The 13,813-nt window shown below is 71.9% G+C and carries 11 protein-coding genes and 3 pseudogenes; 8 read left to right on the forward strand and 6 right to left on the reverse strand.

The genetic code is table 11. The features are described from left to right. Positions 1 to 511: transposase (locus RIM90_RS31620; protein ID WP_375165550.1), on the reverse strand; the 511-nt coding region annotated here is incomplete at its 3' end. A gap of 68 nt (positions 512 to 579) precedes the next feature. Between RIM90_RS31620 and RIM90_RS25830 the strand changes: the two genes are divergently transcribed. After that, entirely contained in the window at positions 580 to 1,641 is a 1,062-nt protein-coding gene (locus RIM90_RS25830; protein ID WP_309063157.1) for an ABC transporter permease, read from the forward strand. Between the two features lie 214 nt (positions 1,642 to 1,855). Here the strand turns inward: RIM90_RS25830 and RIM90_RS25835 are convergent. Then, positions 1,856 to 2,165, reverse strand: a pseudogene (locus RIM90_RS25835) (DDE-type integrase/transposase/recombinase); the annotation flags it as partial. Positions 2,166 to 2,308: 143 nt separating this feature from the next. On the opposite strand from RIM90_RS25835, the pseudogene RIM90_RS25840 reads away from it, so the two are divergent. Next, positions 2,309 to 2,712, forward strand: a pseudogene (locus tag RIM90_RS25840) (transposase); the annotation flags it as partial. A gap of 45 nt (positions 2,713 to 2,757) precedes the next feature. On the opposite strand, the gene RIM90_RS25845 reads toward RIM90_RS25840, so the two are convergent. After that, positions 2,758 to 3,312, reverse strand: coding sequence for a DUF3291 domain-containing protein (locus tag RIM90_RS25845; RefSeq protein ID WP_309063158.1), 555 nt, complete (start codon positions 3,310 to 3,312; stop codon positions 2,758 to 2,760). 32 nt (positions 3,313 to 3,344) lie between these two features. Next, positions 3,345 to 4,025 carry a helix-turn-helix domain-containing protein gene (locus tag RIM90_RS25850; RefSeq protein WP_309063159.1) on the reverse strand — a complete coding sequence of 227 codons (681 nt, stop codon included), beginning with the start codon at positions 4,023 to 4,025 and terminating at the stop codon, positions 3,345 to 3,347. 278 nt (positions 4,026 to 4,303) lie between these two features. Here RIM90_RS25850 and RIM90_RS25855 point away from each other — a divergent pair, with 278 nt between their 5' ends. Together RIM90_RS25855 and RIM90_RS25860 are read left to right on the forward strand one after the other, a co-directional pair. Beyond that, positions 4,304 to 4,471: a hypothetical protein gene (locus RIM90_RS25855; RefSeq protein WP_309063160.1), complete on the forward strand. Its 168-nt coding sequence runs from the start codon at positions 4,304 to 4,306 to the stop codon at positions 4,469 to 4,471. A 763-nt stretch (positions 4,472 to 5,234) separates the two neighbouring features. Continuing rightward, positions 5,235 to 6,179, forward strand: a complete 945-nt coding sequence (locus RIM90_RS25860; protein ID WP_309063161.1) for an NADP-dependent oxidoreductase — start codon at positions 5,235 to 5,237, stop codon at positions 6,177 to 6,179. Here RIM90_RS25860 and RIM90_RS25865 read toward each other — a convergent pair. Together RIM90_RS25865 and RIM90_RS25870 are read right to left on the reverse strand one after the other, a co-directional pair. Then, positions 6,145 to 6,702: a DUF6207 family protein gene (locus tag RIM90_RS25865; RefSeq protein ID WP_309063162.1), complete on the reverse strand. Its 558-nt coding sequence runs from the start codon at positions 6,700 to 6,702 to the stop codon at positions 6,145 to 6,147. The two genes, RIM90_RS25860 and RIM90_RS25865, sit on opposite strands and share 35 nt — an antisense overlap. Before the next feature lie 241 nt (positions 6,703 to 6,943). After that, positions 6,944 to 7,813: an AraC family transcriptional regulator gene (locus tag RIM90_RS25870; protein ID WP_309063165.1), complete on the reverse strand. Its 870-nt coding sequence runs from the start codon at positions 7,811 to 7,813 to the stop codon at positions 6,944 to 6,946. A 1,107-nt stretch (positions 7,814 to 8,920) separates the two neighbouring features. Between RIM90_RS25870 and RIM90_RS25875 the strand changes: the two genes are divergently transcribed. From RIM90_RS25875 to RIM90_RS25890, 4 genes and pseudogenes are all read left to right on the forward strand, one after another. Beyond that, positions 8,921 to 10,921: an ABC transporter ATP-binding protein gene (locus RIM90_RS25875; RefSeq protein ID WP_309063163.1), complete on the forward strand. Its 2,001-nt coding sequence runs from the start codon at positions 8,921 to 8,923 to the stop codon at positions 10,919 to 10,921. 249 nt (positions 10,922 to 11,170) lie between these two features. Then, positions 11,171 to 12,112, forward strand: a complete 942-nt coding sequence (locus tag RIM90_RS25880; RefSeq protein ID WP_375165552.1) for an NUDIX domain-containing protein — start codon at positions 11,171 to 11,173, stop codon at positions 12,110 to 12,112. Positions 12,113 to 12,449: 337 nt separating this feature from the next. Further along, positions 12,450 to 12,734: pseudogene (locus tag RIM90_RS25885) on the forward strand (methyltransferase domain-containing protein); the annotation flags it as partial. Between the two features lie 112 nt (positions 12,735 to 12,846). Then, a complete protein-coding gene (locus tag RIM90_RS25890; RefSeq protein ID WP_309063166.1) occupies positions 12,847 to 13,548 on the forward strand; it encodes an aminoglycoside phosphotransferase family protein in 702 nt (233 codons plus the stop codon). Positions 13,549 to 13,813: the final 265 nt, after the last annotated feature.

Consider the following 13,813-nt stretch of genomic DNA (forward strand, 5'->3'; position numbering starts at 1 on the left):
TCGCGCGGAGCCAGACGGCCTCGACCGCCTCGGACAGGCCCTCCAGCCCGTCACCGACAAGCACGAGGACGCAGTCCAGACCGTGGTTCTTCAGCTCGGTGAACACGCAACCAGCACGCGCGCCCTCGCCACCGCCGGTCCGGATCCCGAGGATGTCGCGGGTGCCGTCCACGGTCACCGCCATCACGACGCAGACGGGCGGTTCGCTGCCTGCCCGCCCCTGATCCGTCCGGGTTCTGTCGCCGATGCTCTCGCAGCTACCGGAGACGCACGAGCCGGACCTGACCGAGTGCCACGACGCCGCGGCCCGCACCCGGGAGGTGGGGGACGACGGGACAACGACCTCCTGGTCTCCGATGCCGTACGCACCAATGGGCCGCGGGCCTGGTCCGTGGCGGAGCACCTCGTCGGCACGCCGCTGGTACGCATCTGAACGCATCGGGAGACGCCGGCCGACGGCGACACCCCGGTCCCGGACGGGAAGCGATCCGTCCGGGACCGGGGCCGTCATCCCGGGTGCTCCCACGGGTGACGGCGCTCTTGATGCCCTTCCGCCCCGTTTATGGAAACGTCCTGGCCATGCCCGACATGTCCCATGGTGCCCACGCCCAGCCGCCGACGCGCGGACAGCGGTGGTCCGAGTTCCGGAAGTCACCGTTCTGGCCGGCCGTCGTGCTGGTGCTCATCCTGGCGGCCGCAGCCGGTCTCTTCGCCGGCTCGTACACCTACTCCATGGCCAACCCGACGCCGCACTCGATCCCCACGGCCGTGGTCGGCTCGTACGAACAGGCCCGCGGGCAGGCCTTCCTGGACGGTCTGGAGAAGGCACTGAACGCGTCCGTGAAGGTGCACACGTACGGCAGTGCCGCCGAGGCCCGTCAGGCCGTGGAGGACCAGGAGGTCTTCGCGATCTTCGACATCCGCGACGACGGGAGGACCGCGGTCCTCAGCGTGTCGGGCGCCTCCGGGGCCTCGGTCGCGGAGGTGCTGGCCGACACGGCGCCGGTCGTGGGGGAGAAAACCGACGTCGAGGTCACCGTCCAGGACATCAATCCGCTGCAGGAGGGTGATCCGCGCGGACTGGCGATCTTCTACATCTCGCTGGCCGCCGTCATCATCGGCTTCGTCGGGGCGATCCAGCTCAGCGTGCACGCACGGTCCCTGACGCCCTTCGAACGCATCCTCTTCACCCTCGCCTACGCGCTGCTCGGCGGGTTCGCCATCGTCGCGGCCGTGGACTGGCTGCTCGGCGCGCTCGACCTGCCGTTCGTGGAGTCGTGGATGATCCTGGCACTCACCCTGTTCGCCAGCGGCATGGTCTTCACCATGTTCAACACCCTGTTCGGGCGCTGGGCGATGCTGCCGACGTGGGGGCTGATGATCCTGCTGGGCAACCCCTCGTCCGGCGGCGCGGTGTCCTGGCCGCTGCTGCCGTCCCCGCTGGGCGAGATCGGCAAGTGGCTGCCGCCCGGTGCCTCAGTCAACGCGCAGCACATGGCGGTGTACTTCCAGGGGCACCAGCACGCGTTCCCCTTCCTGGTGCTGGGCGGGTGGGCCCTGTTGTCGTGTGCGGTCTTCTGGATCTGGCGGCACCGGCATCCCGGCGGCCGCGAGCGCCGTCCGGCGCACGCCGAGTCGTAGCAGCTCCCGGTTACCCGGCCGTCGGCTGCACCGCGCGGCAGGCCATCCGGAGGACGGGTCGGCGGCCGGAATCGTCCAGGTCCGCGCCGGGCCGGTCCCGCGCCTGCCGCGGCCGGACGGCGACGGTGTTGCGGCGCGGGCCAGGGCGCGGGCCCTGGCCGCGGACGACCCGCTCCCTGCAAAGACACGGCCCGACCCGCCGTGAGCGCCTCATCCTGGCCGCGGCTTTGTCCCGGCGTTCCTGCGCGGGGATGCCCAGGACGCTGCCGTCCCGGTCGACAACCCGCCACAGATACTTCCGCTCGCCATTGATCCTGATGAAGACCTCGTCCAGATGCCGCTTGTCTCCGGCCGGGGACGGCGGCAGCGCAGTCCGTCGGCACGGGCCTGCCCGAACTTCAGACACCAACGCCGCGCCGGAACATCAGCTCCCCCACCTCGCGAAAGCCGAGCGGGAAGCGGAAGTACAGCCACACGCAGTGCCAGATCCCCTCGACCGGGTACCGGTGACCCCTCTCCAGCATGATCAACCCGGGGATCATGCCACCCGTTCAGCCAACACGGCAGCACCAACGGCGTGGTTCCCCAGCAGAGCTGCATCCGGATCTGCAGTCTGCACGCCAAGGGCGAGGTCGGCGATGCGCTGATCGCCCAGGAGATCGATTACCGGGGCAAGCACGGCTCGAAGATCCACTTGATCACCGAGCGGACCGGTCCGCTCCTGTCCACCGCCATTTCCGGGGCGAACGTCCACGACAGCCAGGCCCCGATCCCGCTCGTGCAGGGCATACTTCCAGTCCGGTTCCGGCGCGGCAGACGGCGGCGCCGGCCCGACGAGCTCCACGGCGACAAGAGCTACGACTACAACCACCTGCGACGCTGGTCACGCGGCCGAGGAACCACGCCCCGGATCGCCCGTAAGGGCACGGACTCCAGCCGGCGGCTCGGCCGGCATCACCGGACCATCGAACGCACCACGCCCGGCTCGCCGGATGCCGACGCCTCCACCGACGCCACGAACGCCAGGCGAGCCACTTCCCGCTCGGCACAGTGACCGCCGCCGCGCTCCTCCCCCGGCTCCGCTCAGCAGCGGTGCCGGACCGGGCACCCCCTCTCCTACACCGGCGTCGCGTCCCCGGCCGGCGTCGGCCGCGCGTTTCGGACGGCCTGCTCGGACCGCGTCGGCGGCACGGCCTGAAGGTGTCGGGCGGCCTCGTCGGCGGTGTAGGAGGAGGTGAAGGTGAACGCGCGCGGGGACGGCCCGTGCGCCCGCAGGTCCGCCAGCCGCTCCAGGGCCTCGCCCACGGTCGGGAGGTGGCCGGCGGGGACCCACCAGAGCACCAGGTGCGCCTCGACGTGCCGCTCGAACCATTCGCGACGCCGCCGCATCACCTCCAGGTGCCCGCTGCGGTAGGTGAAGTCCCACAGGGCCTCCTGGCTCTTCCACACCGTCAGGTTGACGATGACGTCCTCGCCTGCCGGACGCAGGCCGGTGGCGTCGGCCGTCCCCTCCTCCACGAGCCGCCACACGAAGCCGGGCGCGCCGTCGGCGGCGGCGTTGACCGGGTCGAGCATCTCGACGAACGGCGCCATGCGCGCGTCGTCGAGAGGGTGGCGGAGCGTGGCGACGTTGAGCTGGGCGAGGTGGGCGGCATGCGCGGATGTGGTCATGGCCACATCCCAGCACGGCTCGCTTTTCTATGTCAATCGTGATTGTTTTTAGAAGCCTCGATCACTACGCAGCATTCCCCCGGCCGGGCGTCCATGCGGGCGCGGACGGGACCGTCCGCGCCGAGCAGCCCTTTCAGCAGCGCGAGATTCATGCCGCAGACGAGCGGCGGGAAGCGTTCGGCGACGGCATGGAAGGGACAGTTGCGCATACGGACGACGCGCGCGGCCGCCCCGGTCGCCTCCTCGACGTCTTCCAGGTGCGGTTCGTAGCCGCGGACGGCCAGCACCTCCATGGCCTCTTCGAGGCCGCCGCAGGGCGCCGCCGAGCCACGCAGGGTCTCGCCCCGGCGGTGCGCGGCCGCGCAGAGCTCGGCATCCAGCCCGGCCTGCTCAGCGGCCTCGGCGAGCAACTCGGCGGCGGTGCGGTAGTCGCGGGCGGGCAGCGACACCGCCCGCTCGGCCCGCGCCCGCGTGTACACCTTGGCGGGACGGCCCGCCCCCGGCCCCGAACGACCCGTCAGACGGCGGCTGCCGCTCTCCAGCAGTCCGGCCTCGGCCAGCCTGTCCAGATGGTGCGCAGCGAGCGTGCGCGCCACCCCGGCCGCCTCGGCGGCCTCGTTGCGGCTGACCTCCCGGCCCTGCGCCGCCACATACTCGTACAGACGGCGCCGCACCGGATCCTGCAACGCCGCGATCGCATCGATGTCCTCCATCCGGCCATTCTAGGAACAACACAGGTTGGAGATAGAAGGGTGGGAGGCGGCCCCGCTGTGCGCCCCGAGGAACGCTCCCCGTCGTGTTCTGCCCCTCCTCGAAGACCCCGTCCAGCGGTTCCACGAACTCCGCAACCGCATCGCCCGGCACGAAGGCATCTGGTGCCTTCCCCTCGAAGCGTGCCGCGACGGCCTCCACATCATCCTCGGCTTCATCGCCCGGCCGCCGCCATCCGGGTCGCCGGCGCCTCCCGTATCGACGGCGTTCCCGCCCCACCATGGGCGGCGCCACCGTCGATGCGCTCACCGCCTCCGTGCTCAGCGCCTTCGTCGACGCCGACCACAACACCCCCGGCGTCACCGGCTGCACCACGCTCCGGGCGGTCATCTCGGCGTCCCGCTCCGCAGCAACAGCCACCGCTCTGTTCGTCCGAAGGGACTCGTGAGACAGCCCGGCAGAACCGCTCCGGCGCGAAGAAGTGACACCGCTGCGAGACCGACGTGGCATCGGTCGACGTAAGACCACTCGAAATCCGCAAGTCACCGGAACGCCCTATGCCCCGGGCCGGAGAACCCACACTCCTTCAGCTCATGGGCCCCGCGCCGGGCCGGCACATGGCTGACGGCGCGCCGCGGAGCGGAGTGGTGATGCCGGGGGCCGCTGGCTTCGACGGGCGCCGCCGGGAACGCCAGGCGTGCGTCCGGGGCATCGATCGGTACCGGTTGCCGGAGAGGAGACCGTCGATGCGCAGCGGTGCCGGGAGACGCTGCCCGTGGTCCTGAAGCAGCACCGCAACGTCGCGGCCGCCCGGCCCGGCGACCACGTCGGCGACGATCCGGCCGATGCCGTGGGGTGGCAGGACGTGCGCGCGGTTCAGCAGGGTCCCCGGCACGTCCTCCCCGGGGGGGAGCGACCCTTGCCGGGGCCGTCCTTGCGCACCTTCCCTGCCCGCGCGTCATGACCGAGGCACGCCCCGGCACGGGCAGAGGAAGCGACTGAAGTGATCCACCGCGGCGGTCCGCATGGGAAGAAGTTCTTTGTCCCTGTCCGCGGTGGGGTGTCCGCGAGGCTCGACGCCGCGACGCGGCAGACGCCCGGCCCGGTGCCTCCGGGCGGGCGAGTGAGCAGCGTCGAGGCCCTGCGCGCGCAGAGGCATGCGTGCACGAGGGGTGCGGAATGAACCGGTGGGAACGGGAGTTGCCCCGTACATGAAGGCGATCACACTTGACGAGTACGGCTCACCGGATGATCTCCGTCTGGTGGAGTTCCCCGAACCGAAGGTCGCGCCGGGCGAGGCCCTGGTGCGGATCGTGGCAGCGGGGGTCAACCCCGTCGACTGGAAGCTCGCGGCCGGGCAGCTCGATCCGATCATAGAGACGGTGTTTCCGCTGATTCCGGGCTGGGACTTCGCGGGCGTCGTGGAGGCCCTGGGCCCGGACACGGGCGAGTTCGCCGTCGGCGACGAGGTGTTCGGCTATGCCCGTAAGGACTGGGCGCAGCGGGGCACCTACGCCGAGCTGATCTCCGCACCGGCCCGCACCCTGGCGAAGAAGCCGCGCGCGCTGAGCTGGGAGCAGGCCGCCGGGACACCGCTGGCCGGGCTCACCGCCCTGCGGTCCTTGAAGCAGGCCGGCGTCGGCTCCGGGGAGACGGTCCTGATCCATGCCGCGGCAGGCGGCGTCGGCTCGCTGGGCGTACAGATCGCCGTCGCCAACGGTGTCCGGGTCATCGGCACCGCGAGCGAGCGCAACCACGACTTCCTGCGCTCCCTGGGAGCCGAGCCCGTCGCGTACGGCGAGGGGCTGGCCGACCGGGTGCGGCAGCTGGCTCCCGAGGGTGTCGACGCCGCACTCGACTTCGTCGGCAACGGTGCCGTGGACGTCTCGCAGTCCCTGCTCAAACGGCGCGACCGGGTGGTGTCCATCGCCGATGCGGAGGTCGAGGCCAAGGGAGGGCGCCTCGTGTGGGTGCGCCCGGACCCGGTCGAGCTCACGGAGCTCGCCGACCTCGCGGACGCCGGGAAGCTCACGACTCACGTGGACAAGGTGCTGCCCCTGGCCGATGCCGCGGATGCCTGGCGGCTCAGCCAGGCGGGGCGTACCCGCGGCAAGATCGTGCTCACGGTCCAGAGTCCGGCAGGACCCCAGGACTAGGGTCCGGACGGGCCTGGGGTCGGCCCCAGGCCCGTCCGGACCGCTGGCCGGGGTTCATCGCCCCAGCCATGGCCGCCTCCCTCCCCCGTGGAACGGCGGCCGGGGCCGATCCGTACGCTTCGGGCGCCGGATGGGAGGCGTGACGTCCCCGCCCGGCGCCCGGTCTGCCGCTCCTTCTCGTCACCGCCGTCGTCGTCCCCGCCGAGCCCGGGCGTTCCGGGGCTCTCAGGGACCGCAGCCGCCGCGCGGAGCGGGGCTCAATATTCCTGACGGTTCCTGACGCGGGCCGCCTTCGCCGGTTCCCGGTCGCCCGGCGGCGGGTGGCGGGTGGCGGCCGAGCAAGGTCCCGTCGGGGCGTTGGCGGACGTCGAGGTGGCAGCGCAGCCGACGCCGGCCGGGTCTCCCGGACCGTCTGGTCCGCTGCCGCGGTCGCCCACCGTGTGGGGAGAGCGGCCCGGACGGCGAAGGCGGTCTCGTCATCGGCTGCCGCCACCTCCACCGCGGCCGACCCCGGCTCCGCCATGTGCGATCCCGTTGATCGGTCTCATGCCCGCCATGACGCGTTCGAGCCCGCAGGTGTTCGCCGTCGGCCTCACGATCGCCGAATTCATTCCCCGACAGGTCACGCACCTTCAGCAGATTCTGAACGGGATTCTCCCTGCTCCGGCACGGTGACCTGCCCGCTCGCGCTGCACACGCAGACGCGCCCGCAGGAGGAACGCGGTGGTACGCCCGGCCCCGCGCCCATGAATCACCGGAGTCCGTCATGCCGGTTCGACGGGCAGCCACAGCTCACAGGTCGCGGTGCTGAAGTCGTCCGCGCGCTCGAGGACCGTGACGATCGAGGGACCTGGCCGCAGACGCCACGGGTTGGAAGGGAACCACTCGGTCGCGGTGGCGGCCCAGGTCGTCTGGAGGCTCTGCGGATACGGTCCGTCGGTGCGGAAGACCGCCCATCTGCCGGCCGGTACCTCGATGGCGTCGAGGTCGTCGGGGGCCGGCGTGTCCCGGGTGACAGCAACCCCGTGCAGGTAGGTCAGTTCGCTGCCCTCCGCGGCATCGGGGACGAGGTCGTCACAGACCTGCAGCAGGCCTCCCGGCTCGGTGTCGCTGAGGGCCTTCAACCGGAGATGCTCCTGCTGCGGCAACGCGGTGATGTGCTGCTGGATGTGCGGGTTGACACCTTGGTGGATGAGTGGGACCCGGACTGTGTGCCCGACCAGCCGGAATGCGGGGCGGTCAACGATGCGGGCGTCCATGGGAGTGCTCCCCTCTACGGTCAGGCGGAACCTGAGCTGCGGTTGCGTGCGTAGAGGCCCCCCGTCGCGGCGTACGTCACGGAGAGCGGCGCCGTGGACCGCCCGGAACGCACGTCCGAACGCCTCCGTCGAGCCGTATCCGTGTCGGACAGCGATGCTCAGCAGATCGTCCTCGCCTCGGACGACGTCGGCGGCGGCGACGGTCATGCGGCGCCGGCGTACGTACTCCGACAGCGGCATGCCGGCCAACGAGGAGAACATCCGGCGCAAGTGGTACTCGGTCGTGCCGAGCGCCGTGGCCAGTCCGTGGACGTCGAGTTCCTCGGCGAGGTGCTCCTCGACAAGATCGACCAGGTGGTTCAGTGCCGAGATCACGGGACCTCCCTTCAGCGTCGACCCTGGCAGAAGGTACCCCGGCGGTACCCGACCGCTGCGATCCGATTCGATCGGGCACGGCGGCGTCCTCCGACCGGAGACCGTTGCCATGCCTGGTTTCAGGCCTGCCGTGCTCCCGCCCCGCACCGGGGGGTGACTCGGCCGCACCCTGTACGCCGCGCTCGCCCGCACACGACCGTCCTGGTCCGCACAACCGGGCTGACAGCCCCGGGCGTGCAGCCCCGTGAGGCTGGTTCCATGATCCTCGATCACGCGTGTCCTGATGCGGGCCGGGAGTATGTCCCCCGGCCCGCAGGAGCGTCGCAACGAGGCCGGACGTGCCTTCCAGGAGGCCGTCACCAGGACGCTGCCGCACTGCCCGCCGCCTTTCCCGAGATGCCCGTGATCGCCGCCGGTGACCTGATCACGTCTTCGAACGCAACCACCGGCCCCGCGCCGGGTGTTCGGCGCGTGGGAGTACGTCTTCCACGACGGCTCCAAGGACGCGCGTCTGGTCGACGCCTTCCGCCACCTGCACCCCGACCAGGTCACCCGTTCCTGGTACGGGCGCAGCGGCAACGGCTTCCGCTTCGGCCGCATCTCCGTCACCAGCGGCCACATCCACCGGATCGTGGCCTGCGACTGTCACCACGAAGCCCGCGAGGGCGGGCCGACCGACCACGCCGTCATGACGCTCCGACTGGACCTCACCCGTCCGTCGCGAACAGTCGTGTTCCCACACTCGGCGGACAGCTGTCCGTGCACAGGCGCGACCGTCGGCGTTTCGGCCATGCCCGTCCCGGAGAACGGCCCGCTTCCAGCAAGGGTCGGTGTACCCGACAGGAGCGCGCTTCCGCTCCGTCCCGGGGTTCACACCACGTCCGAAACACATGTGTTCGAAACGCCGGGTTGCCTCGTTGAGCGCCGTGACACCCCATCCACCCCCTTCCTGGAGGCCGTCATGCATCCCCTTCCCGCCCCTGTGCCCGCTCCTCTCCCTGTCTCCGCCCAGCCCACGCCTGCTGTCCCTCAGACCGTCACCGCTCCCCTCGTCCGCCGCACCGCCGACGACTTCCGCTCAGCACGTCCGGATACGAGGTGGGGGGCGTGAAAGACACCAACGACGCAGGCGGCATCCCCACGGGCGAAGTGCCGGCCCCGCGCCGCGCGGGACTTCCGCTGCCGCCCGCCGCCGTACCCCCCGGGCCGCAGGACGGTGACATCACCGAGGGTCTGGCGGAGGCGTACTGGTCTGTGTACGACGGCGCCGCGTCCCAGGCGTCGGTGGGGCAGATCCTCGTTCGGCTGCCGCGCATCGTGCGCCGGATCGGCCGGCTGGCCTGGAGCGCCGACCGGACCGCGACCGTGGCGGTTGTGGTCCTGCAGCTGGCATCGGCCGCGATGACGGCGTTCGGTCTGATGGCGTCGGTGGCGGTGCTGCGGGAGCTGTTCGCCGAGGGGCCGACCCCGGACCGGGTGCGTGCGGCCGTACCCCAGCTGCTGGTCGTCGTCGGCTTCCTGTCGGCCCGGGCGCTGCTGGAGGCGGGCGTCGCCGTGGCTCAGGCCAGGGTGACACCGAAGATCCGCACCGGCCTGGAGTGCGAGTTCCTCGAGCTGACCGCCCATGTGCGCCTGGAGGTCGTCGACGACGCGGACTGGCATGACGAGGCCTACCGGGCCAACGACCGCGGGTTGTTCTACGCCCGGCAGATCGTCGGCCAGGTCGTCTCCCTGGCAGCGGCGTTGCTCGGGCTCGTGGGCACCGCCGGTGTGCTGGCCGTCCTGCATCCGGCCTTGCTCCCACTGCTCCTGCTGTCCGTGCTGCCGGTCGGCGCGGCCGCCGTACGCACCGCACGGGCCCGCTTCCACTCCTTCAAGCGCTGGAACGCCCTGCAGCGCCGGGTGCGGGTCTTCTCCTGGCTGCTGCTCGAGCGGGACGCGGCCGCCGAGCTGCGCTCGGACACCGCCCAGGGGGCATTGCTGGAGGAACACCGCAGACTGACGACGCGAATCGCGGCGGAGGACACCCGCCTCGGCGTGAGCTCGGCCGGGCTGACGCTGGCGGGACGTGCTGTGGGCGGGATCGGGACCGGCGTCACCTACGCGGCGCTCGGCGCCATGCTGATCGCGGGGTGGCTGCCACTGGCCTCCGGCGCGGGTGCGGTCCTTGCCGTCCAGGCTGCCCAGTCCTCGCTGACCCGGCTCGTCGACGTCTCCCACCTGGTCTACGAGCACGCCATGTGGGTGGATGACCTGCTCGCCTTCCAGCAGCGCTGCCGCGAACTGCAGCCGCGCCGTGCCGGGGCCCCCGCGCCCGAGACGGTCGGGATGATCACGCTGGACAACGTGTCCTTCACCTACCCCGGCAAGGACACCCCGGCGCTGAACGGCATCTCCATGACGCTGCGCGCGGGTGAGAAGGTCGCGTTCGTCGGCGTCAACGGCTCCGGGAAGTCCACGTGCGCACGACTGCTCGCCGGACTGTACGAGGCCGAGGAGTCCGGCGCGGTGCGCTGGGACGGTGTCGACGTGCGGGAGATGGACGCCGAGTCCCTCCAGGCGCGGGTGAGCTGTGTGCTGCAGGACCCGGTCCGCTTCCCGTTCAGTGCGCTGGCCAACCTCACGATCTCCCGGGGCACGCTCACCGAGGCCGACCCACAGCGCGCGCTGATCGCTGCGCGTGCCTCCGGCGCCGAGCAGGTCATCGCCGGCCTCCCGGGGACGTGGGGGGCCCTGTTGTCCAAGCGGTTCCGCGGCGGGCAGGAGCTGTCGGCCGGCCAGTGGGCGAAGATCGCTGTGGCCCGCGGTCTGTACAAGAACGCGCCGGTGCTCCTTCTGGACGAGCCGACCGCCAGCATGGACCCCCGTGCCGAGCACGCCGTCTACCAGGCGGTGCTGCGGGACACCCGGCGGTCGGATCAGATCACGGTGCTGATCTCCCACCGCTTGGCGAGCGTCGTGGAGTGCGACCGCATCTTCGTGTTCGAAGGCGGCCGCATCACCGAGACCGGCACGCACCAGGAGCTGATGGACCTCGACGGCGAGTACGCCGCCATGTTCACCCTCCAGGCCGCCGGCTACCGTGCCGAGGCCGGTGAGGCGGCATGATGTCCGATCGTCCTCGGTCCCGTCCCGTGTCCGACCGGACCGGCGGCGGCCGGACGGCGGGCTTCACCGCGCACCGCGCCGCCGCCGGCGGTCCTGACGGACGTGTGGGGGTGTGCTCCTGATCGGTCGTCTCGCACTTCTTGCACCGGTTGCGCTGCTGCCGGCCTCCCCCGTGCGCCGCCTGGCGGCCATGCCCGCCGACGCGCCGGACTCCACTTCACCGTCGACCACTTCTTCATCCCAGGGAAGGTGAGCTCTTTGTCCGCTGCACACACCGCCGGCAGGGTCGGCACGGCCGTGATGATCGTCAACAGCCGCGGTCAGTACCTCCTGCACCTGCGGGATGCGCACAAGCCGATCTGCGATGCCGGCACGTGGTCTCTGGTCGGCGGGGGTTCCGAGGAGGGCGAGAGCCCGGACGAGGCGATCGTCCGCGAGATCCTCGAAGAGACCGGCCTCGTCCTGCCCGAGGTGTCCCCGTACACCACCACGACGGCTCGCGGCCCGTACGTCACCGAGGGGAACATCCGCCTCTACACGGCTCGTTGGGACGGCGACGCCCGCGCGCTGCCGGTGTCCGAGGGCATCATGTTCGCCTGGTTCGACGTACCCACCATGGAGCAGCTCTCCATGTGCCCGTGGGCCCACGAGGCGATCAAGACCCACCACGCCGAGCAGCCCGCCCCGCCCCTGCCCGCGCCGCGCCCGGCCGTCGGCCACCACGGCACGGGGGCGGTGAAGAACGTCATCGGCGCGCACCTGTTCCTCGAACGCGACGGCACCACCCTGCTGGGTCTGCGGCACCCGGGGGTCGCCTACGCCGCCGGTGAGTGGCACGCCCTCGCGGGGCACGTCGAACGGGAGAGCGTGCGCGCGTGTCTGGTCCGCGAGGCGCACGAGGAGGCCGGGCTCGTCGTCGACCCGGCCGACCTCACCCTGGTGCACACCGTGCACCTGCTCGACCGCGAAGACGCCGAGCCCCGCATCCAGCTGTTCTTCGCGGCGTCCCGGTGGGCCGGCGAGCCGGAGGTCCGGGAGCCCGACAAGTGCACGGCCTGGACGTGGTGGCCGCTCGACGGCCTGCCGGAGCCGATGGTCGCCTACACCCGTGCCGCGATCGACGGCATCCGCGCCGGCACCGCGTACACCGAACTCGGATGGAACGCCCCCGCCGCACGGAGGACCCGCTGACATGGCCCTCCCGACGTCCTCACCGCACCCTGCGGACCGGGCGCCGCTCGCGGCCCGGGCCGAGAAGGCCCGGCAGGAGATGGTCGACCGCCTCGAAGGCGACGGCATGCTCACCGGACCTCTGCTGCGCGAGGCCGCCCTCCACGTGCGGCGGGAGGTCCTCCTGCCGCACGCCTACGTCCGGACCAGCGGCCCGGGGATCGAGCCGATCGAATGGCGTCTCCTCGACGGTTCCCGTCCGGAGGACCAGGCGGAGTGGCTCGACCTCCTCCAGCGCGACGGAGAACCGCTGGAGGCCCTGGGCCGCGGGCCGGTGACCGGCGGCCACATGACCTCCATGTCCACCTACCTGGCCCTCACCGTCGAAGCCCTGCAGAGACTGCGGCCGACTCCCCGCGGGCGCTACCTCGACCTCGGCCCGGGCCCCGGCGTCTCCCTCGCGCTCGCCGCCGCGATCACCGGGCCCGGCTGCGCCACCGGCGTCGAACAGGACGGGCGCATGGCGGCCTTCGCCCAGCGCAACCTCGACCGGCTGGGCCTCGGCGCGACGGTGGTCCAGGGCGACGCACTCGACGGGCATGCCGCCGCAGCCCCGTACGACCTGATCCACTCCGGCATCGGCGTGCCCCGTGTGCCGCGCGCGTGGGTGGAACAGCTCACGCCGGACGGACGACTGCTGACGACACTGGCGACCCGCCCGGCTGGTGGCGGCCGACCCAAAACTGCGTGCGGTGGTGCTCACCGCGGTACCGGGCCGGCCACTGTACGGCGCTGTCCTCTCCCCGGAGCGGGAGCGAGCGGTCTTCCGCCGAATCGGTGCGCTGGCCCGCCGTATCCACCAGGCCTCTCCCCCGCGACCGGCCCCGGTCCCCCCTGGCCCGGCCCTCGCCAAGGCCGACCGGCACCTGGCGGGTGCCCAGCCGCAGTTGGCGCCGGAGGATGAGGACTTCGTCCGTGAGCTCGTCCAACAGGCCCGGTCACTGCCACCGCTGGAGTGGGTGGAGACTCACGGAGACTTCCAGCTCCGCAACATCCTCCACGCCGACGCAAACGACGGCGACGAGGCGGACGACTTCATCGCGGTGATCGACTTCGAGCGCAGCGAGCCCGGACCCGCCGTACGGGACCTGGTCCGTCTGTCCGATGCCTGGGCCGGCCGCCCCGGCCTGTACAGCGCGTTCCTCGCCGGATACGGCCGGACGTTGACCGGCGCCGAGGAGGCACGCCTGGTCATCGACGCTGTCCTGGATGCGGTGAGCGGCATCAGCTTTGGCGCCTCCCACGGCGATCCCGAGTTGGTCGAGCGGGGCCGCCGGACTCTGGCCCGGCTGCGCGCCGAGCACCACGCACACAGCGTGCAGGCAGGAGGGTCCCGAAAGCGGGCCGAGCCCGGTCGGCCGAGCACGGCCGGGCAGCAGGCACCACGTCCTCACTGACGGCCGGGGCGTCCCGCCAGCGGTGTCACCGACCGGCGGAAACCGCGGGCGACGTCACCCGGCTGGTACCGCTGCCGGACGAGATCCCCGCAGTGTCCGGTGTCGTCGGACGGTCCCGCAGACGGTCGGACATGCTCTTCACGGACCGTGGCCACGACCACGACAAGTAACGGCGGCTGCCGTGGAAGCGCGGTGTCCGGCCCGTGATCGCCGAGCGCGGGCAGCCACACGGCTCGGGGCCGGGCATCTTCCGCCGGGTCGTCGA

The sequence above is a fragment of the Streptomyces sp. genome (assembly GCF_031181555.1).
GTDB classification, from domain to species: Bacteria; Actinomycetota; Actinomycetes; order Streptomycetales; family Streptomycetaceae; genus Streptomyces; species Streptomyces fimbriatus.